Annotated in this window: 22 protein-coding genes; 1 reads left to right on the top strand and 21 read right to left on the bottom strand. The window is 67.9% G+C overall.

Annotation, left to right across the window (positions count from 1 at the left end; genetic code table 11):
- Positions 1 to 347 precede the first annotated feature (347 nt).
- Positions 348 to 2,105: an FAD-dependent oxidoreductase gene (locus GIY56_RS16785; RefSeq protein ID WP_154766019.1), complete on the bottom strand. Its 1,758-nt coding sequence runs from the start codon at positions 2,103 to 2,105 to the stop codon at positions 348 to 350.
- Positions 2,106 to 2,165: 60 nt separating this feature from the next.
- Positions 2,166 to 3,239 carry a maleylacetate reductase gene (locus GIY56_RS16790; protein WP_154766020.1) on the bottom strand — a complete coding sequence of 358 codons (1,074 nt, stop codon included), beginning with the start codon at positions 3,237 to 3,239 and terminating at the stop codon, positions 2,166 to 2,168.
- 86 nt (positions 3,240 to 3,325) lie between these two features.
- Between GIY56_RS16790 and GIY56_RS16795 the strand changes: the two genes are divergently transcribed.
- Complete coding sequence (locus GIY56_RS16795; RefSeq protein ID WP_154766021.1) at positions 3,326 to 4,276, top strand: LysR family transcriptional regulator; 951 nt, start codon at positions 3,326 to 3,328, stop codon at positions 4,274 to 4,276.
- On the opposite strand, the gene GIY56_RS16800 is transcribed toward GIY56_RS16795, so the two are convergent.
- From GIY56_RS16800 to GIY56_RS16890, 19 genes are all read right to left on the bottom strand, one after another.
- Positions 4,277 to 4,609, bottom strand: a complete 333-nt coding sequence (locus GIY56_RS16800) for a hypothetical protein (RefSeq protein WP_154766022.1) — start codon at positions 4,607 to 4,609, stop codon at positions 4,277 to 4,279.
- A gap of 7 nt (positions 4,610 to 4,616) precedes the next feature.
- Complete coding sequence (locus tag GIY56_RS16805; RefSeq protein ID WP_328288583.1) at positions 4,617 to 5,453, bottom strand: intradiol ring-cleavage dioxygenase; 837 nt, start codon at positions 5,451 to 5,453, stop codon at positions 4,617 to 4,619.
- A gap of 13 nt (positions 5,454 to 5,466) precedes the next feature.
- Entirely contained in the window at positions 5,467 to 6,492 is a 1,026-nt protein-coding gene (locus tag GIY56_RS16810) for a branched-chain amino acid ABC transporter permease (protein ID WP_230312602.1), read from the bottom strand.
- A gap of 13 nt (positions 6,493 to 6,505) precedes the next feature.
- Positions 6,506 to 7,369, bottom strand: a complete 864-nt coding sequence (locus GIY56_RS16815) for a branched-chain amino acid ABC transporter permease (RefSeq protein WP_154766024.1) — start codon at positions 7,367 to 7,369, stop codon at positions 6,506 to 6,508.
- Complete coding sequence (locus GIY56_RS16820; RefSeq protein ID WP_154766025.1) at positions 7,366 to 8,079, bottom strand: ABC transporter ATP-binding protein; 714 nt, start codon at positions 8,077 to 8,079, stop codon at positions 7,366 to 7,368. Before GIY56_RS16820 ends, GIY56_RS16815 begins: the two co-directional genes overlap by 4 nt.
- The gene (locus tag GIY56_RS16825) at positions 8,076 to 8,795 is read right to left on the bottom strand and encodes an ABC transporter ATP-binding protein (protein ID WP_154766026.1); all 720 of its coding nucleotides are present in this window, start codon (positions 8,793 to 8,795) and stop codon (positions 8,076 to 8,078) included. Before GIY56_RS16825 ends, GIY56_RS16820 begins: the two co-directional genes overlap by 4 nt.
- A gap of 121 nt (positions 8,796 to 8,916) precedes the next feature.
- Positions 8,917 to 9,477 carry a flavin reductase family protein gene (locus GIY56_RS16830; RefSeq protein WP_154766027.1) on the bottom strand — a complete coding sequence of 187 codons (561 nt, stop codon included), beginning with the start codon at positions 9,475 to 9,477 and terminating at the stop codon, positions 8,917 to 8,919.
- Between the two features lie 57 nt (positions 9,478 to 9,534).
- Positions 9,535 to 10,755 carry an acyl-CoA dehydrogenase family protein gene (locus tag GIY56_RS16835; RefSeq protein WP_154766028.1) on the bottom strand — a complete coding sequence of 407 codons (1,221 nt, stop codon included), beginning with the start codon at positions 10,753 to 10,755 and terminating at the stop codon, positions 9,535 to 9,537.
- 24 nt (positions 10,756 to 10,779) lie between these two features.
- Positions 10,780 to 11,568 carry an alpha/beta fold hydrolase gene (locus GIY56_RS16840; protein WP_154766029.1) on the bottom strand — a complete coding sequence of 263 codons (789 nt, stop codon included), beginning with the start codon at positions 11,566 to 11,568 and terminating at the stop codon, positions 10,780 to 10,782.
- Positions 11,569 to 11,581: 13 nt separating this feature from the next.
- Positions 11,582 to 12,598, bottom strand: a complete 1,017-nt coding sequence (locus GIY56_RS16845) for a zinc-dependent alcohol dehydrogenase (protein ID WP_154766030.1) — start codon at positions 12,596 to 12,598, stop codon at positions 11,582 to 11,584.
- Entirely contained in the window at positions 12,595 to 13,617 is a 1,023-nt protein-coding gene (locus tag GIY56_RS16850; protein ID WP_154766031.1) for a branched-chain amino acid ABC transporter permease, read from the bottom strand. The genes GIY56_RS16845 and GIY56_RS16850 overlap by 4 nt, the downstream gene beginning before the upstream one ends.
- A gap of 3 nt (positions 13,618 to 13,620) precedes the next feature.
- Positions 13,621 to 14,478 carry a branched-chain amino acid ABC transporter permease gene (locus GIY56_RS16855; protein ID WP_154766032.1) on the bottom strand — a complete coding sequence of 286 codons (858 nt, stop codon included), beginning with the start codon at positions 14,476 to 14,478 and terminating at the stop codon, positions 13,621 to 13,623.
- Positions 14,465 to 15,196, bottom strand: coding sequence for an ABC transporter ATP-binding protein (locus GIY56_RS16860; protein WP_154766033.1), 732 nt, complete (start codon positions 15,194 to 15,196; stop codon positions 14,465 to 14,467). The genes GIY56_RS16855 and GIY56_RS16860 overlap by 14 nt, the downstream gene beginning before the upstream one ends.
- Entirely contained in the window at positions 15,193 to 15,948 is a 756-nt protein-coding gene (locus GIY56_RS16865) for an ABC transporter ATP-binding protein (RefSeq protein WP_154766034.1), read from the bottom strand. The genes GIY56_RS16860 and GIY56_RS16865 overlap by 4 nt, the downstream gene beginning before the upstream one ends.
- Positions 15,949 to 15,950: 2 nt before the next feature.
- Positions 15,951 to 17,243, bottom strand: a complete 1,293-nt coding sequence (locus GIY56_RS16870) for an ABC transporter substrate-binding protein (protein WP_328288584.1) — start codon at positions 17,241 to 17,243, stop codon at positions 15,951 to 15,953.
- A gap of 57 nt (positions 17,244 to 17,300) precedes the next feature.
- The gene (locus tag GIY56_RS16875; RefSeq protein WP_154766036.1) at positions 17,301 to 18,119 is read right to left on the bottom strand and encodes an SDR family NAD(P)-dependent oxidoreductase; all 819 of its coding nucleotides are present in this window, start codon (positions 18,117 to 18,119) and stop codon (positions 17,301 to 17,303) included.
- A 254-nt stretch (positions 18,120 to 18,373) separates the two neighbouring features.
- Entirely contained in the window at positions 18,374 to 19,648 is a 1,275-nt protein-coding gene (locus GIY56_RS16880) for an ABC transporter substrate-binding protein (protein WP_154766037.1), read from the bottom strand.
- Positions 19,649 to 19,789: 141 nt separating this feature from the next.
- Positions 19,790 to 20,449 carry an alpha/beta hydrolase gene (locus tag GIY56_RS16885; RefSeq protein WP_154766038.1) on the bottom strand — a complete coding sequence of 220 codons (660 nt, stop codon included), beginning with the start codon at positions 20,447 to 20,449 and terminating at the stop codon, positions 19,790 to 19,792.
- Positions 20,446 to 21,405: a VOC family protein gene (locus tag GIY56_RS16890; protein ID WP_154766039.1), complete on the bottom strand. Its 960-nt coding sequence runs from the start codon at positions 21,403 to 21,405 to the stop codon at positions 20,446 to 20,448. The genes GIY56_RS16885 and GIY56_RS16890 overlap by 4 nt, the downstream gene beginning before the upstream one ends.
- Position 21,406: the final 1 nt, after the last annotated feature.

The raw sequence follows: 21,406 nt of genomic DNA on the forward strand, positions 1-21,406 counted from the left end.
GACCCCGAAGAGCATGGCGCTTCGTCGCAGCCCCCGAAATGAAAAGCGTCGCAGAAAAGGATAAGGGGTAAGCGCGGCTTGCGGGGGCATCCAGGTTCTTGATAGGCGTTCTGCTTGGGAACCAGGTCGTGACATGGGGCGGAGAGTGCCGCCCGGACGGGCGCCCTGCCCGTCCGACCATCCCCTGCCCTGTTCATCGCCAAGCGGGTATGGGCCACTGCGTCCTGCCGGTCGGAAATCCCTGATCCTGCCCTGTGGCATGTCATGCCGCACCGTTTCTGGCCCGCCGCCGCCCTGGCAGGCTTGACGGGCTTGCGGCCCGACCCGCACCTGCGGGAAGATGAACGTCACCACGCCAGAACCGCCTTCAGCACCCGGGTCAGATCCGCCTGGGGCGTGGCGCTTTTCGCCGTGGATCGCCAGGCGACGTGATGATCGGGGCGCACGAGCAGGCAGCCGTCGTCGCGGATCTCGGACAGGCGCGCCCAGTCACCGCTGTGATCGACATGGGTCTGGCGCGGGCCGATGACATGGGTGGCGATCTCGATCCCCAGTTCCGCCGCCAGCGCCTCGGCCGCCTTGACCCAGTCCTCGCCGCCCAAGCCGGTCAGCAGGGTGAAGCGGCCGTGCCCGCACAGATCCAGCGTCGAGACTTCGGCGCCGGTGTCGTGGCGGTAAAGCCAGGCATGGGGCAGCCGCGCGCCGGGCCAGGTGGTCGGCTGATAATGCAGGTCGGCATCCAGCGAAAAGGCGGGTTCGATCTGGCCATCCGTCACGATGGCGTCCGAGCGGTAACGCTGATTCATCTCGACGCCGTGGGCGTCGAACTCGTATTTCTTGAAGGCGATGGCCTTGCGGATCGCCTCGCGCTGTTCCTCGGCCTGGGGGGTGCCCTGGGTGCGGGCTTGCAGGTTTTTCTGCATCTGCTCGGGGCTGACGCCCTCGGCCATGCCGAGCGCGGCGAAGATGGGGCCGGTCTCGGCAATGGACTGGTTGGCGCGGGTGACGATCTGTTTGGCGATCGGCGCCCGTTCGGCGTCGTAGCTGTCCAGCAGGCCTTCGCCCGCCTGTCCCTTGACCACCATCGCCAGCTTCCAGGCCAGGTTGAAGGCGTCCTGGATCGAGGTGTTCGAGCCTAGGCCGTTCGACGGCGGATGGCGGTGGATCGCGTCGCCCATGCAGAACACCCGGCCCTGGCTGATGCGGGTCGCGTAATAGTTGTTCACGGTCCAGGTGTTCGCGGACAAAAGCTCGATTTCCAGATCCGGGTCGCCGATCAGCTGACGCGCGACGCCAGTGGCGAAGTCCGGCGTGACCTCGGGTTCGGGTCCGTTGATGTCATAGCCCCAGACGATCAGCCATTCGTTCCAGGGCCGCACCATCCGCACCAGCCCCATGCCGATGCCGCCCACATCCGCGCCAGGCTGCATGACCCAGTAGAGAACCGAAGGCCGGTGCGCGACATAGCGGGACAGATCGGCGCGGAACAGGATGTTCATGCTGCCGCCCACGGCCATCTTGCCTTCAAAGGGCAGGCCCGCATGTTCGGCGACCAGCGATTTGCCGCCATCCGCGCCGACCAGGTATTTCGAGCGGATGGTGATTTCCCTGCCCGACAGCCGGTCCAGGCAGGTCGTCGTCACCCCGGCCGCGTCCTGTTCGTGGCGCAGGTATTGGGTGGACATGCGCGCCTGCGTGCCGCTCTGGCAGGCGGTCTTGAACAGCAGCGGCTCCATGTAGGTTTGCGGCAGGTCGTTCATCTTCGTGGGCGAGGACATCAGGTGTTCGGCCCTGGACAGCGGATGGTTGCCCCAGGCCTTCATCCGGCCGATCTCCTCTCCGGCCAGGCTTTCGCAAAAGATGTTCTCGCCCATCAGGTCCTGATGGGTGGCGAACATGTAGGCCTCGGCCTCGACCTCGCGGCCCAGGTCGCGCAACACCTCCATCGTGCGCTGGTTGGTGATATGGGCGCGCGGCGTGTTGGCCAGCCAGCGATAACGGTTCACCGCGATGTTGGCGATGCCGTAGCCCGACAGCAGCGCCGCCGTGGCCGAGCCTGCGGGACCCGTGCCGATGATCAGCACATCGGTGCTCATGTCTGTCATGAATGTCCTCCCAAGGATATGCAGCGGGGCGCGGGCCTCCTTGCCCGGTCCCCTTCAGGATCAGATGGCGGGTTCGTTCCCCGCCCATGCGGCCCCCAGCAGGGCGCGGATGGCCTCGCGCGTCACGGGGCGCGGATTCCAATAGGGGTTGGCCGAAGCCAGATCCGCCGCCCGGTCCAGATCGCCTTCCTTCAGGCCAAGGTCGCGCAATGCCAAGGGCGCACCGGCGTCACGCGCGAAATGCCACAAGCCCAGTCCCGGATCGCCATGGCCGAAAAGGTCGCTGACCGGCGCCAGCAGATCGGGCACCGCCCTGGCGTTGAAGGCCAGGGCATGGGGCAGGATCACCGCATGGGTTTCGGCATGGGGCAGGTCGAAGCTGCCGCCCAGCGTGTGGCAAAGCTTGTGATGCAGCGCCATGCCCACCTGTCCCAGAACCGTGCCGCACAGCCAGGCGCCGTAAAGGGTCTGCCCCCGCGCTGCCACGTCACCGGGCCGGGCCATGACGGCGGGCAGGCTGTCGCGAAAGGCGCGCAGCCCCTCGACCGCCATCAGCGACGACAAGGGCGAACGGTCGCGCGCGTAAAGCCCCTCGGCCGCATGGGCCATCGCGTTCAGGGCCGAGGTGACGGTCATCCCGACCGGCAGGCTTGTCACCAGTTCGGCGTCGTAAAGGATCACCTCGGGCTGGACCTTGGGACTGGTCAGCGTGGTCTTGACGCCGTTTTCGGTCTGCCCGAGGATCCCCGTGGCCTCGGACCCGGCATAGGTGGTGGGCACCACGATCTGCGGCAGGTCGGTGCGCAGCGCGATGGCCTTGCCCAGACCCGTGGTCGATCCGCCCCCGACCGAGACCAGCACATCCGCGCCCAGATCGCGTGCCAAGGCCGTCGCCTGTTCCGAAATATCGACCGGCGTGTGCATCGCGGCACCCGTGAACCGGCCGACCGCCGCGCCCCCGCACAGCGCCGCGAATTCGTCGGCCATGGCGGCCTGCTGCGGCGTGGTCAGGATCAGCGCCCGGCTGGCGCCAAGCGCCCCGATTTCCTCGGCCACCGCCTTGCGGATGCCGGCGCCGAAGCGCACGCGCACCGCCGCACTGCGCGCGGTGAACTCGTCACGGTAAAAGGACATGGCTCCTCCCTTTTCTTGCGGACAAATCTATGACCCGAGAACAGAAATATTGATCGGATGTGTGCGCCGTAATATAGCCATTTGCTATGAAACTCGACAGCGAACACCTTGAGATCCTGGCGGCCATCGTCGAACACGGCGGCCTGACGGAAGGGGCCGAGGCCTTGGGCAAGTCGCAGCCCTCGGTTTCGCGCTCGATGGCGCTGCTGGAAGCGCGCATCGGCCTGCCCTTGTTTGAGCCGGGCCGCCGCCCGCTGCGCCCGACCGAACTGGGCGCCAGCCTGGCGCGCCTTGGCAGCCGCATCCACCGCGCCAACAAGGAAGCCAGCCTGCTGGTGCAACGCTATCGGCAGGGGCTGGCGGGCAGGCTGCGGGTCGGCGGCTCGCCGATCTTCATGGATGGCGTGGTGGCCTCGATGATCGCCGAATTCCAGTCGCGCCATGCCGATGTGCAGATCGACCAGTCCTATGGCTATCTGAACCAGCTCGAGGCCGGGCTGAGGAACGGGGGTCTCGATGTCGCGATCCTGCCGCTGCACCCCGCACAGGTGCCCCCGGATCTGGAGTTCACGCCGCTGTTGTCGGGCAACAACGTCATCGCCTGCCGGGCGGGCCATCCGCTGACCCGCACCCGCGGCATCACGCTGAACCACATCGCGCCCTATGCCTGGATCGCGCCGCCTGCGGACAGCCCGCTGTACCGCGACCTGCAACGGGCGTTGAAATCCATCGGGCAAGAGGATTTCCGGGTGAATTTCTCGGGCGGCACGCTGGCCTCGATCCAGTCGGTGCTGACCGGCTCGGACGCGCTGACGGTGCTGCCCTATTCGGTGGTGTTCCTGTCTCGCCGCACCATTCCGCTGGAAGCCCTGCCGCTGAAGATCGACCATGCCGAACGCCAACTGGGCATCCTGCGCGTGTCGGACCGCCAGTTGCCGCCGGCCGTGCGGCAGTTGACGGCCTTCCTGCTGGCCGAATGCCAGCGGCTCCAGGCACGGATGGACCATGACCAGCAGATCACCCGTCGGCGCGGCTGATCATTTCAGCGCCACATAGGTTGCCGCGTCAAGCTGCGCGATCCTGATCGCCACCGTCAGGCCGCTGGCGCGCGACAGGCTGTCGCGCATCCTGCCGGCGACCTGTTCCAGCCGGTCGCGCGTGCGCGACGGGCGGGGCATCACGTGCAGTTCGGCATTGATCCGGGGCTGATCGGGCAGCCCCAGCACGGGCAGCACCGCGAACTGGCAGGCGGCGGGCGTGACCTCCAGCCCCTCGCACAGGATCACGCGAAGATCGGGCAACAGGTCGGACACCGCCGGGCGCACCGCCTGGTAACAGGCCTCGTCGATATAGATTTTCACGTTGGGCATGGCGGCCTCAGACCGGAACCAGGACGAAATCGAAGGGCGAGCGCCACAGCGTATCGCCGCCTTCCAGGCGTTCGTAAGGGGCGACAAGGCTGTCCTTGACGCCGAACACCGCGTCCGAGGTCAGGTATTCGTCGCCGCCCACGAAGGTATGCGTGACCAGCCGCTGATAGCCCGGCGCCGTGACCAGATAGTGCATGTGCGCGGGGCGATAGGGATGGCGGCCCAGATGCCCCAGCATCTGCCCCACCGGACCGTCGTCGGGGATCGGATAGCTGACCGGCTTGATGCCGCGAAAGGCGTAAGCCCCGTCCGGTCCGGTGATGAAGCGGCCGCGGTTGTTCCACTTCGGCTGGATGCCCGGCTGCTGCACGTCGTAATAGCCGTCGGCATTGTCGGACCAGACATCCACCGTGGCGCCCTCGACGGGGTTGCCGTCCAGGTCCAGGACGCGGCCCTCGAACAGGCAGCTTTCGCCCTTGCCGTCCAGGCTGATGGTGTCGCCCATGGCCCGGAGCGGCGCGCCATCGACATGGAAGGGACCGAAGACGGTGTTTTCGGTTGCGCCTGCGGGGCGGCGGTTGTTGATCGCATCGACCAGCATGGATACGCCCAGCACGTCGGACAGCAGGATGAATTCCTGCCGTTCGCCGGAACAGATCTGGCCGGTCTGGGTCAGGAAGCCGATGCCGTATTCCCATTCCTCTTGCGTCAGGCCGACATCCTTTACGAAATCATGCAGATGCCGGACCAGGCTTTCCATGACGGTTGCCAGCCGGGCATCGGTCTGCGCGCCCATGCGCCCGTTCACGGTGGCGGTCGAGTCGGCTTCGGTGAAATAGCTCACGGGGTCTTCCTCCTCAGGAATCGGGTGTCGGGGCGGGCCGGGGCGCCGCGTGGGACAGCGGCACCGGATCCAGGCCGGTGCGTCGGGTAAGGGCGCCCCACAGGCCGCGGCGCGCGAACAGCATGATCGCGATGCCGATCAGCCCCAGGACGATCAGATAAACGGTGCCGTAATCGGCCAGCAGGCGTTGCAGCCCATAGAAGACCAGCACGCCCACGACCGGGCCGGGCAGCGTGCCGATGCCGCCGATCACGACGATGAAGATGACGAAGGCGGTCCAGTCCAGCAGCGAAAACGCCGCATCGGGGGAAATCCGCCCGATCTGGATGAACAGAAGCCCGCCGCAGATCCCGGTGCCGAAGGCCGTCAGCAGAAAGACCAGCGCCTTCAGCCGCACGGGATCGACGCCCACCGAACGCGCCGCGACCGGATTGTCGCGCACGGCCTGCAAGCCCAGTCCCATGCGGGACCGCAGGAACAGCCAGCTTGCGGCCAGCATCGCCAGCACCAGGGCCAGCGCCAGCCAATAGGTCAGCGCATCGACCGCCGCCGCCCTGGATCCGCCGATCAGGGTGCGGATCGCCTCGATCCCCGGCATGTCCTGCACGGCGGATTTCGGCAGCGCGGTGCCGGTGCCGCCGCCCAGGGCGCGCCACTGCCCAAGGCTCAGCCGGGCGATGTCGGCCACGGCCCAGGTGCCGATCGCGAAATAGGCGCCGTTCAGGCGAAAGGTGAAGAAGGCCACCGGCACCGACAGCGCCATGGCGACCAGTCCGCCGACCAGCAGCCCGGCCAGCGGGTCCATCCCCCACAGGATGACGCAGGCGAACATGCCGTAGGCGCCGATGCCGACAAAGGCCTGCTGCCCCACGGACACCAGCCCGGCAAAGCCCGCCAGCATGTTCCAGTTCAGCGCCAGCACCAGCAGGCACAGGACCATGAACAGATCCTGCACCAGCGCGCGGCTGCCGATCACGGGAAGCGCCGCCAGCAGAACGGCCGTCACCAGCAGGCCCGCGGGAAGAAGCACCTTGCGCATGATCCCTGCCCCCTCAGTCATTGGCGCGGGGAAACAGCCCGCGCGGACGCACGAGCAGCACGGCGACAAAGGCCAGGTGCCCGGCCAGGATCTGCCATTCGGGGTTCAGCGCCGCGCCGAAGGCCTGGGCCACGCCGATCACCAGCCCCCCGGCCAGCGTGCCCCACAGGCTGCCAAGGCCGCCGATGATCACCGCCTCGAAGGCGTAAAGCAGCCGCGCAGGGCCGGTCGAGGGGTCGAAGTTCGCCCGCGCACCCAGGTAAAGCGCGGCAATCGTCGCCACGACCAGCGCGATGCCCGTCGCCACGGCAAAGACGCGGTCCGGCCGGATGCCCATCAGTTGCGCCGTCACCGGATCGTCCGAGGTGGCGCGGAACGCCCGGCCAAGCGCGGTGCGGTAGAAAAGCCGGTTCAGCCCGAAGATCACCAGCACGGCCGAGGCAAAGGTGACCAGCGGCATCACCCCCAGGTTGACCGGACCCAAAGCCAGCGATTGCGCCTCGACCGGACCCACGGGCAGCTTGCGGCTGTCGGCGGAAAACCCCATCAGCAGCGCGTTCTGGATCACCACCGACAGGCCGAAGGTCACCAGAAGCGGCGGCAGGATATCATCGCCCAGGACCCGGTTCAGAAGGACCGTCTGCAACAGCCAGCCCAGGGCGAACATCGGCGGCAGCGCAAGAACGGCGGCCAGGAACGGGTTCAGCCCCGTCGCCGTCCCGATCCCCAGGATCAGATAGGCGCCCAGCACGATCAGGTCGCCATGCGCCAGGTTGACCAGCCGCATGATCCCGAACACCAGCGAAAGCCCCGCCGCGAACAGGGCGTAAAGCCCGCCCAGCATCAGCCCCTGGATCAGCGTGTCCAGCCAGATCATCCGTGCCTCACCCCGAAATAGGCGTCGTGGATCGCCTCGCGGCCAAGGCTTTCGGGGGGACCCGACAGGGTGATCCGCCCCTCCATCATGCAATGCACCATTGTGGCCACCTTCAAGGCCTGGCCGATGTCCTGTTCGACCACGACAATGGCCGTGCCGCTGTCGCGGATGGTCGGGAAGGCCGCATAAATCTCTCGGATCACCACCGGGGCGAGGCCAAGGGACAGCTCGTCGCACAGAAGAACGCGCGGGTTCGACATCAGCGCCCGCCCGATGGCCACCATCTGCTGCTGGCCGCCGGACAGCGCGGTGCCGGGATGGTCCCTGCGGTCGCGCAGCACGGGGAACAGGTCGCAAATCCGGGACAGCGTCCAGAAGCCGCTGCCTTGGCGGGCATGGGCGCCGATGCGCAGGTTTTCCTCGACCGTCAAGCTGGGAAACAGGCGCCGCCCTTCGGGCACCATGGCCACGCCCGCGCGCAGGATCTCGGGCGCGGCCATCCGGTCCAGCCGCTGCCCGTCCAGCAGCACCGACCCGCCCGTGACCCGCGCGATGCCGGTGATCGCCCGCATCAGCGTGGTCTTGCCCGCCCCGTTCGCGCCGATGATCGCAAGCGTCTGGCCCGGGTCCAGCGTCAGATCCACCCCGAACAGGGCCTGGAAATCGCCGTAATGGGCCGTCAGGGCGGTCACTTGCAGAAGGGCGCTCATGCCTCGATCCCCAGATAGATCTCGCGCACCTCGGGGGCGGCCATGACCTGGTCGGGCGCGCCGATCATCAGCACCCGGCCGAAGTTCAGCACCATCAGCCGCGTCACGACGGCCGTCAGCGCGTGCAGCACATGCTCGATCCACAGGATGGCGGTGCCTTCGGCATGGATGGCGCGGATGGTGGCGATCAGTTCGCCGCATTCGGCATCGGTCAGCCCGCCCGCGATCTCGTCCAGCAGGATCACGCGGGGCCGGGTCGCCATGGCGCGGGCCAGTTCCAGCCGCTTGCGGTTCAGCAGCGGCAAGCCCCCCGCCTTGCGGTCGGCCAGCGGTTCAAGCCCGGTGCGGCGCAGGATGGTCATGCAGTGGCCGGGCGCCTCGGCCGCGCCGACCCCGCCGCCGAACCGCGCCGCGACCAGCAGGTTCTCGTAAACCGACAGGTGATCGAAGGGCTGCGGGATCTGGAAGGACCGGCCGATGCCGCTGGCGCAACGCTGCATCGGCGTCTCGGCGGTGATGTCGCGCCCGTCCAGGCTGACGCTGCCCCAGTCGGGGCGCAGGTTGCCGGTGATCAGGTTGAACAGCGTCGATTTCCCGGCGCCGTTCGGGCCGATGATGCCCAATGCCTCGCCGGGGGCTAGGTCAAGGCTGACCGCCTCGGCCACCGTCAGCGCGCCAAAGCGTTTCGACACGTCCCGCAGCGACAGGATCGCCATGGCCCTCTCCCCTTCTGGCCGGTCTGCCCGATGCCCACCCTAGAGGCGGGCGGGCGCGGATTGGATCGGATGATCCGGCGGCAATATCGCCTTTCGCTATGAAGGCGCGGCTGCCGGACGGTCAGCGGAACACGTCGCGGCTGTCCTCGACCATCAGGGTCAGGCTGGCGCGGCCGTCCGCCGCCTCGCGCAACCGGTGCCAGCGCCGGTCCAGATAGATCAGCGATTCCAGTTCCGGCGCGTCGGGGGCATGGCCCGCCTCGCCTTCCAGCAGCTCCGCCACCACCACCGTCGCGCCCTCCACCGGCAGCGAACCCTGGATGCGCGCGCGGAACCAGGTCGCCACGCCGCTGTAGCGCGGCTCGCCCGAGGGCAGGCGCTGCCAGGCGACACCGGGGCCGAAACGGTCCGCCCCCGGCGTCGCCCCAAGCTGCGCCAGCGCCAGGTCGTCAAAGCGCAGCAGATGGATCACGATCCCGCCCGCCGCCATCACGGCCGCCGTCGAGCCTGACCGCGACGACAGCGAAAAGGCCACCGTGGGCGGTTCCGCGCTGACCGAGATCAGGGACGAGACGGTCATCGCCACCGGCCCGCCGCCCGGATCGGCGGTGATCACCGCCACCCCGGCGGGATGGCAGCGGAAGGCCTCGCGGAAGGCCTGCGAAAGCGGTTGGTCGGTCATAAGCGCTCCGGGAATGCTGCCGGGCCAAGGGGGGTGTTCCCCGGCCCGGCGGGTGCCTTACTTCTTCTCGATCAGGTCGTAGAACTGCCAGACCCGGTCGGACCACTGGCCGCCCAGTTCGCGGCCTGCCGCCGTGACGATGGACGGCGCGATGGTGAAATGGTTCGCCGCCACCATCATGTCGCGGAAGGTGCGCTGGATCACGCCCGCGCGCAGCCCCGCCCCGCCCGAGGCGCGATAGGCGAAGTTGCAGACATCGACGCCGACCTCGTGGATCTGCGCCTTGGCCAGATGGACAAGGCTGATCTGGCGGGTGGACATCATCTGCCCGCTTTCGGCCAGACGCTCGATCTCGCCCCAGACCTCCATCACCAGGGCGCGGGCGGCGCGATAGCTGGCCTCGGCGCGGCCATAGTCATGCCAGAACTTCTCGCTTTCCCCCAGAAGCCCGGCGCGGCCGGATTTCGACCGCGCGAAGCCCGCGATCTCGTCCAGCATCCGCCGCCCGGTTCCCATGGCCCAGCCGGTATGCCCGATCGAGGCAAGGCCGACGATGCCCAGGCTGAACAATTCCTTCAGGCGCTGCGGCGGCGCGGTCAGGATGGGGAACACCAGATCCTCGGCGATGAACACGTCCTGGGCGGAGTAGTCGATGGACCCGGTGCCCTTCAGCCCCAGCACGTCCCAGTTGCCCAGTTGATCGTGTTCCGGGATGGGCGCATGGGCGCACATGACGATGACGTTGCCGGCCTCGTCCTTGGCGGGCTTGCCGGTGCCGTCGTCCACGAAGCAGGCCGAATGCGACCAGGTGGCGTGCGAAAAGCCCGAGCCATAGCTCCACCTGCCGGTCAGGGTATAGCCGCCCTCGACCTTTTTCAGCATCCCCAAGGGCGCCCCCTGCCCGGAAAAGCGGTTGTCGGTGCCGGGCGCGAACAGGCGTTCCACCGCGCTGTCGGGCAAGAAGGCCGCCGACATCGCGCCGATGCAGCAATGCACCATCGACACCCAACCGGCCGAGCCGGAGTGGTAGGTGACGGCCTCCAGCAGTTGCAGCACCTCGGTCGGGCGCATCTGCGCGCCGCCCAGTTCCTCGGTCGCCAGAAGGTGCGAGAAACGCAGGGGCTTGAGCAGGGCAAAGGTTTCGGGCGTCAGCTCGCCCGCCGCCTCGTCCGCCGGGGCGTTGGCTTCAAGCTGCGGGCCGATCTGGGCGATCTGCTTCAGCACGTCGCGGTAATCGACGGACTTGCCCCAATAGGCGTGGTTCATGGGTTTGTTCATCTTGCTCCTCCTCAAGGACAAGGTTCAGGCGGCGAGGAAATCGCCGATGGTCTTCAGGGTTTCGGGACGTTCCTGCGGCACGAGGTGGCCGGTCTCGGGCACCGACAGGAACTGCGCGTGGGGCAGGTTCTCCAGCCAGATCGGGGCCTGCGAGGCGGGCAGCAGCCGGTCCCTTTCGCCCCAGACCAGCAGCGTCGGGTTGGTGATCCGCGCCATGAAGCGGCGCAGGTTCGGGTGGCCCATGCCGAAGGACGCGCAAAGCCGCGCGACCAGATCGCCCTCGCGCGCGCGGTCGGCGCCGAAGGCTTCGGCAAAGGCCGGATCGCTGCCGTCGGGAAAGAAGCGCGCCGCGACCGCCGGGTCATGGGTCAGGTAGCCGGGAAAGTCCTGCGGCGCGATGCCCTCCAACGACGCGGCCGGATGGGCCGGATCTTTCAGCCCGGCGGGCGCGATCAGCACCACCTTGTCGAACCGTTCGCGGGCGATGGCGGCCAGTTCGGTGGCCATCCAGCCGCCCATGGAAAAGCCCATCAGATGCGGCTTTTCCCCCGGATCCAGCGCATCCAGCAGGTTCAGGTAATGCAGCAGCATGTCCGAGATGTCGGCTATATGCGAGGCGGGGCCGGAAAACCCCATGCCCGGATGGCTGGGCAGCAGCACGCGGAAACGGTCGGCAAGCCCTTCGGCAAAGTCAAAGCCTTCCAGCGTGGCGGCGCCGTGCAGGAACAGGATCGGCTTGCCGTGCCCTGTGGCCTTGACCACCGTCCGCACGCCGCCGATGTCGTATTCCAGCGTCTCGAAGTTCACGGCCATGTCTTGCGTCTCCTCAGGACGGTTCGGGCTGGATCAGCACCTTGCATTGCGTGGTGCGGCGGCGCAGGGATTCGAACACCTGCGGCACCTGCGACAGGTCGATCCGGTCGGTGATGATCGCCTGCGGGGCAAAGGGACCGGCGGCCAGCGCGTCCAGCGCCACGCCGAATTCGTTGCGCTGGTGGAAGAAGACGCTGAAGATCAGGTCGATCTCCTTGGACAGCGCGACAAAGGGATCCCATTCGTCGCCGCCGATGCACAGGCCGACGCCGATCACCTTGCCTTGCAGCCGCACCGCTTCGGACGCCGCTTGCAGCAAGCCCGGCTTGCCCACGCATTCGAAGACGATGTCGGGCGCGCCGCCGCACAGATCGGCCAGGTTTTCGGCCAGGGCGGGACCGGACAGCGCGAAACCCGTGGCCCCCAGGGCCAGCGCCCGGCCCTGCTGGTGGTCGTGCAGGTCGGCCACCGCCACATGGCTGGCCCCCATCCGCCGCGCCCAGAAGGCGACCAGCAGCCCGATGGGACCGGCGCCGATCACCGCCACCCGACAGCCGGGCTTCATGCCGGACCGGACGATGCAATGCAGCGCCACCGCCAGCGGCTCGGCCAGCGCGGCGTCGGACAGCGCCACGCCTTCGGGCAGGCGCTGACACTGGCGCGCGGCGACGGTGACATGCTCGGCATAGCCGCCGCCGATCAGCACCATGTCGGGACAGCGCGCCGGATCGCCGGCGAGGCAGCGCGGGCAATGGCCGCAGCCGCGCATCGGCACCACCGCCACCCGGTCGCCGGGGCGCAAGTCTTGCACGGCGCCGCCCGTCGCCACCACCTCGCCCGAGATTTCGTGACCCAGGACGAAGCCCGGCCCGATGCCGAAGGGCACGGGATCCTCGGTGATGTGCAGGTCGCTGCCGCAGATGCCGCAACCGGCCACGCGCAGCACGACCTCGTCGGGGGCGGGCGCGGGATCGGGGCGGGTATCGGCGCGCAGCGGCTGGCCCACCGCGTCGAAGATGACGGCCTTCATGGCTTGTCCCTTTCCAGAACCAGATGGCGGCGGATCGGGAACCAGGGCGCGTCCCACCGGGCCGCGATCATGCCCCAGATGCCGGTGCGGGCGTAAAGCGCCACCAGAACCGTCATCACCCCCAGGACGACGAAATAGCTGGCGCCGTATTCGCCGAACCAGCGGTCCGCGATGAAATAGATCAGCGTGCCGATCAGCACCCCCTCGATCGAGGCAATGCCGCCCACCATGACGATGAAGATGGCGATGTTCGACCACATCGGATCGAAGGCCGAGGGCGGGTTGATGCGCAGTTGCGCCATGAAATAGACCGCGCCCACCAACCCGCAGCCCACCGCCGCCGCGACATAGATCATGAAGCGCAACCGCCGCACGTTCACGCCCTGGCTGGCCGCCGCCACCGGATTGTCGCGCATCGCGATCAGCGCCAGCCCGAAGCGCGAGCGCAGGAACCAGTAGCTGCCGCCGATGCTGACAAGGACCAGCAGCGCGCAGAACAGCGACATGGCGATGTTGCGCTGAAAGGCGGAATAATCCTTCATCACCGACAGCGACATGCCCGCCCCCGCGTTCACCAGGGGCAGGTTCGAGGCGACCAGGCGGAACACCTCGGCCACGACCCAGGTGCCGATGGCGAAATACGGCCCGTCCAGGCGGTGCAGCAGCAGATAGCAGGGCACGGCCAGCACCAGGGGCACCAGCAGCGACAGGAAGACCGCCAGGAAGGGGTTCACCCCGAAGGTCTGGGCCAGCACGAACAGCGCATAGCCCGAAGCCCCCATGAAGGCCTGCTGGCCCACCGACACGAGGCCCGCATAGCCCGCCAGCATGTTCCACATCTGCGCCACGGCGACATAGCAGCACAGTTCCAGCACCATGCGGATGGTGCCGGTCTTGGCCCACCAGGGCATCGCCGCCAGCCCGATCACCGCCAGCACGAACAGCGCCAGCGCGATCCGCCCCGAGGCGGTCTGCCGCCGGATCCGCACCTGCGGGGGCATCATGGAAACCATCGTCATGCTTCAGGCCCTTCCGAACAGGCCCTGCGGGCGCGTCGCCAGCACGAGCAGAAAGACGATATGCCCGGCCAAAACGCCGAAGCCCGGGTCGATGCGAAACCCGATGGCCTGCGCCACGCCCAGGACCATCGCGCCCAGGAAGGCCCCCCAGACGGACCCCATGCCGCCGATGATGACGGCCTCGAAGGCATAGATCAGCTGCGCGCCGCCATCGGCCGGGGCCACGGTCGAGCGCAGCGACTGGAACACGGCCGCAAAGCCCAGGATGCCCACCGCGATCGCCGTGGCCGCGGCATAGACCGCGCGCGGGTTGATCCCGGTCATCGACGCCGCCTCGACATCCGAGGCCGCCGCCCGCAGCGCCCGGCCGAACCGGGTGCGCTTCAGCATCAGGTCCAGCCCCCAGGTCAGCGCGACCGCGAAGACCAGCACGATCACCGGCAGAAGGCCGATATGGATGCCGCCGACCTGGATCGAGCGGCTTTCGATGCCGCCACCGGGCAGGGAACGGCTGTTGGCGGACCAGATCTGCAACATCAGGTTCTGCAACGCCAGCGACAGGCCGAAGGTGGCGATCAGCGACGGCAGCGGATCCTCGCCCACCACCCGGTTCAGGACGGCCTTTTGCAGCAGCCAGCCCAAGCCTACCGCCAGGGGCACCAGCGCCGCCATGACGGTGAACGGTCCCAGGCCAAACGACGAGGCCAGCGAAATCCCCACCAGCGACAGCAGGATCACCAGGTCGCCATGGCTGACATTCACGATCTTCATGACGCCGAACATCAGCGCCATGCCCAGGGCGTATTGCGCATACATGCCGCCCAGCAGGATGCCCTGGACCAGCGCGTCAAGCCACTGCATGGGAGCCTCCGAAATAGGCCTGGCCGATGGCGTCGCGCGTGACCGAACCGGATGGGCCGGTCAGCGTCACCCGCCCTTCGAGCATACAGTAAAGCCGGTCGGATGCCGACTGGGCCAGTCCCACGTCCTGTTCGACCAGAACGACCGATGTGCCTTGCGCCCGCACCTCGGGAAGCGCGGCATAGATTTCGCGGATCACCCGGGGCGCCAGGCCCAGGCTGATCTCGTCGCACAGCAGAACCCGAGGCTGGCACAGCAGCGCCCGACCGATGGACACCATCTGCTGCTGCCCGCCCGACAGGCTTTGCACCGGGGTGCGGGCCTTTTCCTTCAGGATCGGGAACAACTGGTGCAGCCGCGCCAGCGACCAGCCGCCCTTGCGGCCCAGACGGTCGGCCTGATCGACGGCCACGCGCAGGTTGTCCTGGACCGACATGCCAGAAAACAGCCGCCGCCCCTCGGGGACGATGGCCACGCCCTTTTGCACCATGCGGTCGGCAGGGGTGCCGCCGACGGGCTGCCCGCCCATGCGCACCATGTCCGGCGCGACCGGCAAGAGGCCCATCACCGCGCGCAGGAAGGTGGATTTCCCCGCGCCATTGGCGCCGATCAGCGCCACGGCCTCGCCCGCGTCGATGTGGAAGTCGATGCCGTAGAGCGCCTGGAAATCGCCATAGCGCGCCACCAGGCCATGCGTCGAAAGAATGGCGCCGCTCATCCCTCGATCCCCATATAGACGCGCTTCACGTCGGGGTCGGCGATCACGGCGTCGGGGGCGCCCTCGGCGATCTTCTCGCCGAAGTTCAGCACCATCAGCCGGTCGGCCACGGCCAGAAGCGCGTGCAGCACATGCTCGATCCAGACGATGGTCACGCCCCGGTCGCGGATGCGGCGCACCAGCGCGACCAGATCCCGGGATTCCTCGTCGGTCAGGCCGCCCGCGATCTCGTCCAGCAGCAGAAGCTGTGGGTCGGATGCCAGCGCGCGGGCCAGTTCCAGACGCTTGCGGTCCAGAAGCGTCAGCCCCCCGGCGCGCAGGTTGGCCTTGCCCGACAGTTCGCATTCCTCCAGCACCTGCGCGCAAAAGGCGTAGCTGTCGCGTTCCGAACGGCCGCCCCCGAAGGTCGAGGCCACCAGCAGGTTTTCAAAGGTGGTCATGCCGGAATAGGGACGCGGGATCTGATAGGTCCGCCCGATCCCCATCTGGCAGCGCCGGAACGGCGGCTCTCCCTTCAGGGGGACGCGTCCCAAACGGATCTCGCCGCCCGAGGGGCGGATGTCGCCGCTGATCATGTTGAACAGCGTGGTCTTGCCCGCCCCGTTGGGACCAAGGATGCCCAGCACCTCGCCGCGATGCACATCGAAGCTGACGCCGTGCAGCACCCGCACCGCGCCGAAGCTTTTCGACACGTCGCGCGCGGCGAGATGAATCTCTCCGGCTTTCCAGTTCTGATCGGTCGTGTCCCGCATGATCACCAGACGATCGGAACGATCTTCTGTTCCGGCGGGAACAGCTGGTTGACGGTGTTGTCGACGATCTTCAGGTCATAGGGCCATTTCGCGCCCTTGACCCATTGCCCGCCAAAGATCGGCATCGTGCAGATGTTCTTGTGCGGCGTGCCCCCGAACCGCACCGGCCCGCAGACGGTGGACAGGTCGGTCGCCGCCATGGCCTCGCGGTTGGCTTCCCGGTCCAGGGGATCGGTCGATCGTTTCAGGATGTCGATCGCCACCTCGAGCAGGGCATGGGAATAGCCCAAGGGCTGCGTCCACTGGCGCTTCTGGTCCGTTTCCCACTGGTCGGCGATCTCGCGCCCGGTCTGGCCGGTCAGCGACGACTTGAAGGGGAAGGCCGGGGTCCACCAGACTTCGGTGGACATGCCGTTTCCAAGGCCGCCCATCGCCTCGACCCCGCCGGGAAACAGCAGCGCCGCCGCGACCGTGATGGCCTTGGGGCGGAACCCCTGCTGGTTGCACTGGGTCACGAAGGTCTTGAGGTCGTCGGGATAGGTGATGCCGCCGATGATCTCGCAGCCCTTGGCCTTGAATTCCGCGATCTGGGCCGAGAAATCGTTGGTGCGGGGCTGGAAATAGCCGGGGATCACCACCTCGTAGCCCGCGGCGCGGGTCGGCGCGGGCAGGCCGTAATCCTCGTTCCCCCAGGTCTCGCCGTCGATGTTCTGCGGAAACAGCATCCCGACGACCTTGTTGCTGTCCAGCCCGTTCCACAGCCCCACATAGGTGTTCAGCGCCTCGTCCAGGCCCCAGAAGAAATGATAGGTCCAGTCGAATTCCCCGCCGCCGCGCGGCATGATCACCGCCTGCCAGGGCGCGCCCGCCGAGATGCAGGGCGTTTCATACAGTTCCGACTGTTCCATGACCGGCAGGATCGTGTCGGTGGTCGAGGCGGGCACCATCAGATGCACCTCGTCGTTCAGGATCAGGTCGCCCGCGATCTCGGCCGCCTTGTTGGGACTGGACTGGCTGTCGCGTTCCAGGATTTCCAGATCATAGGTGCTGCCGTTGGCGGCGGTGATCGTGCCGCCAAGGGCCGCGCGGATCTTCTGGACGGTATAGCCGTCGGTTTCGCCGAACAGGCCCAGGGGACCGGTCGCGGGGGTGATATAGGCCATCCTGATCCGGCCCGCCGTCTGCGCGCGCAGATAGCCCGGCAAGGCCAGGGTCGAGACCATCCCCGCCCCTGCGCCGCGCAGCAGGGACCGGCGGCTGATCCCCGATCTGACGAGCTTGTTGTAATGGGTCACTGTCGTTCCTCCCTTGGATGGGCCGCGCGTCTTGTCCCGACGCGCAGGCTGCGGCATTCAGGTCATGCGGGTCAGCGAACCGCCGTCGATCACGATCAGCGATCCCGTGAAGAAGGCCCCCGCGGGCGAGGCCAGCAGAAGCGCCAGCCCCTTGATGTCCTCGACATCGCCGATGCGGCCGATCAGGGACTGGCTTTCGAAGGCGGCGCGGTCGGCCTTGTTGCGCAGCCGCCCGCCGGCGATGTTGGTGATGAAGGGACCGGGCAGGATGGCGTTCACGCGGATGCCAAAGGCGCCCAGTTCCATCGCCATGTGGCGCACGAAGTGGTTCACCGCCGCCTTGGCGGGCATGTAGCTGGTGCCGACGATGCTTTCGTTGATCTGGGACGCGATGGACGAGGTGACGATGATCTGCCCCCCGCCCTGGGGCTTCATGTGCCGGACGGCATTCTTCACCGTGGTATAGACCGAGGTCAGGTTGATCTCGATGCCGCGGTCCCACTGGCTGTCGGGGATGTTCTCGATGGCGCCGTCGGGATTGCGTTCGCCTTCGGGCGTCATGAAGCCCGGACCGGGGTCGATGCCCGCGTTGGCGAAGACCGTGTCGATGCGGCCATGGCGTTCGGCCACCGCGTCGAATGCCGCGGCCATTGCGGGCCGGTCGCCGACATCGACCTGCCGGCCCCAGATCTCGCCGCCATCCCCGGCCAGTTCGGCCACGGTGCGGTCCAGTCCTTCGGCGTCGATGTCGAAGATGCAGACCCGGGCGCCCTGTTGCAGCATGATCTCGGCATAGGCGCGGCCGATGCCGCTGGCGCCGCCGGTGACGATCACGGACTTGCCGCGCACGTCGAACATCGTCTCAAGTGAAGCCAAGGCATCCTCCCCTTTTGCCCCTTCCGTCCACGGCAGGACGGGACGCCGCGACCGGCCCGAGGGGCAGGCAAGGCGGCATCGGCCCGGGAAAACCCGGAACCATGCATCGGTCCTGACAAGAAGGCCTCGCCCGCCTCCCAGAGGGCGAAACCGTTGCCTGCATGAAGCGGTCTGCGTCCGTGCAAGTCAAATGCGAAAAACCCCCCTTAGCATAGCAGTTCGATATATAGCGGCGCGCCGCTGCCCTGGCCCGGTCAGGCCAGTGCCTCCATCCGGCCGCCGGTCGGGATCTCGGGGGCGGCGCCGTTCTCGACGATCACCAGGTCATAGCCGCCGCCCTCTTTCCTGCGCCACTGCCCGCCGGTCAGCGGCGTCTTGCAAACGTTGCGGGCGGCGAAGTCCGGCACGCCCGCGCCGTTCCAGGCGATCCGGCCCACCACGGTGGCCATGTCGGTCGCGGCCAGCGCCTCGGCCACGGCGTCGCCGTCGCCCGTGTCATCGACCCGGCCCATGACGTTCGCCGCCACCTCGAACAGCGAATGGACAAAGCCGATCGGCTGGGTCCAGGGCCGCCCGGTCGCGGCGGTGAAATCCGCAGCCAGGTCCGCCGAGCCTTTCCCGGTCAGGGACGAGGAGAACGGGTGCGAGGGCGACCACCACACCTCGGAAGACAGGTTGTGCCCGGCCTCGCCCAGCGTTTCCACCGATTGCGGGAACAGCAGCGCCTTGGCCACGGTCACCGCCTTGGGCCTCAGCCCCTGCTGGCGCATCTGTGCCCAGAAGGTGGCGAAATCTGGCGGGATCAGCACGCCGGTGATGATATCCGTGTTCGCCGCCTTGAAGGCGTTGATCTGGGCCGAGAAATCATCGGACAGGTTCTGGAAGCTGCCGGGATTGGTCAGGCTGTAGCCCCGCTGGGCCAGGCCCGGGCGCAGGCCGTTGTCCGGGTCGCCCCAGGCATTGCCGTCGGCGTCGTTCGGGAACAGCCCGCCCACCGCCTTGCCGGTCTGAAGCTGGTCCCACATGGCGGTATAGACCGCGATCACGTCCTCCATGCCCCAGAAGTAATGGAAGGCATAGTCGAAGCCTTGCCAGCTTGCCGGGTCGCGCGGGTTGCCCTGCTGCCCGATGAACCAGGGCTGCCAGGGGGCGACGGTGGTGATGCAGGGCACGCCCTCGCCCTCGCAGACCCCGGCGACCGGATTGGTGTTTTCGGGCGTCGAGGCCGCCAGCATCAGGTTCACCTCGTCGCCGAGGATCAGTTCCTTGGCGACCTCGGCGGCGCGGTTCGGGTTCGACTGGCTGTCCTTGACCACCACCTCGAATTCGCGCCCCGGTTCCGACGCGAGGAAGGTCCTGATGTTCCAGTCGTCGCTTTCGGCGAAACCGGCCAGGGGACCGGTCCGGGGCGTCACGTAGCCCAGCTTGATCCGCGCGCCCTGCGCGATGGCCGGTGCGGCCAGATGGGGCGCGGCAAGCGTCAGGCCGGTGGCGGCCGTCGTGTGCAGGAATTTCCGTCTCGTGAACATCTCATCCTCCCTGATGAACCATGGCGCAGTGGCGTTCCCGCCCGCGCCTCCTCCCCTGCACCAGCATGGACGGAACCGGACCCCTTTTGCTTAGGATATCGTCCGTCCAGCATAACCGGGCGTTATGAACCGCCCGACCCGTTACCGTGCCGCTGCCATTCGTGGGGGGCGGCCCGCCGCCATGTCGTCCAGCATCGCCGCCAGCATCGCGATTTCGGCGTCCGAGACCTCATGCGCGCGAGCCGGGAACAGGTCGGTGCGCAGCGCGGCCCGGGACCGGCCCAGCACCAGCGCGGCTTCGGCAAAGGCCTCGACCGGGATCCACGGGTCGGCGTCCGAGCCGGTCAGATAGACCGGCAGCCCCGCCCCAAGGTTTTCAGGGCGCGCATCGCCCGCCACGCCGACCCGGCAGCCGGTCAGCGCCGCCAGCGCATCCGGCGCGGCCCGGCCCGCCAGCGCGTATTCCAGCGACAGGCAGGCGCCTTGCGAAAATCCCGCCAGCAAAAGCGGCAGGCCGGGTGCGGCGGCGCGGGCGTCCCCGATCAGGCGGTGCAGTCCCGCCAGCCCGTCCGCCAAGGCCGCGCGGGTGTCCGGCGTCAGCGGATCGACTGCCCGGGCGGCATACCAGCTTGCCCCCGGCGCGCGCGGCAGCAGAAAGGCGACCCCTGGCGCCTCCAGCCGTGCCAGCACATGCGACTGCATCTCCTCGGGCGACTGGCCCCGGCCGTGGACAAGGACGCAAAGCGCCCTTGCCACCGGCAGATCCGCACCGCAGCGCAGCACGTCCAGCACCGCCGTCATGCGAAGTCCGCTTCCTCAAGCCCGGCGCGCAACTCGTCCTCGCGGTCCTTGAACCAGGGCGGGAAGACCAGCGTCTTGCCGATCCGGTCCGGCGCCTCGTCGCGCGCCCAACCCTGGGGCGTGGTCCAGGCAAGCTCGAACAGCGCGCCGCCCGGGCTGCGGACATAGCAGGACTTGAAGTAGTTGCGGTCCTTCTGTTCGGAAATGTCCGTAAAGCCCAACCCCTCGATATGGGCGCGCAGCGTCATCTGGTTTTCCTCGTCGCCGGTGTTCAGCGCCAGGTGGTGGATGGTGCCGCCTGCCAGCGTCCAGGTGCCCTGGTTGCTGTCGCGGTCCACGATCACCTCGACCCGCTGCACGACGCCGCTTGCGTCGGGAACCCGGAAGACCAGCCCCTCGTCGCTGTCGGCTTCCTTTTCCAAAGGCAGGGCAATGGTTAGGAAATCGTCCATCGCGGTCCGGTCCATCACCGCGACCGAGGCGCCGTAGATGCCCTTGATGCCATGGGCGCGGGTGATGCCCCGGGCCTCGTTGACGATGGGTTCGCGCGGGTCACCGTCGCTTTCGACCAGTTCATGCGGGATGCCGCAGGGATGGGCCAGGACCACGCGGTCGGCGCCAAAGCGGGTGATCTTCGCCGCGGGAATCCCGGCCGCGTTCAGCCGGTCCACCCAGAACTCCGCAGCCCCCTTGGGGATCGACTGCATGATGGTGCGCGACTGGTTGGTGCCGCGCCGCCCGTAAACGCCGGGCTTGCGAAACGGGAACGTGGTGATGATGGTCGAGGCATCGCCCTGGGGCGAGCCGTAGTAAAGGTGATAAACCGGGATCACCCCGTCGAACAGCACGGTGCGCTTGACCGAATGCAGGCCCAGCGTCTTGGTGTAGAAGTCGAAATCCTCCTGCGCGCCGTCGGTGGACAGTGTCAGGTGGTGAAATCCGCTGACAGGGTTCATG

Origin of the sequence: Paracoccus lichenicola (assembly GCF_009708075.1) — a bacterium.
Classification (GTDB): domain Bacteria; phylum Pseudomonadota; class Alphaproteobacteria; order Rhodobacterales; family Rhodobacteraceae; genus Paracoccus; species Paracoccus lichenicola.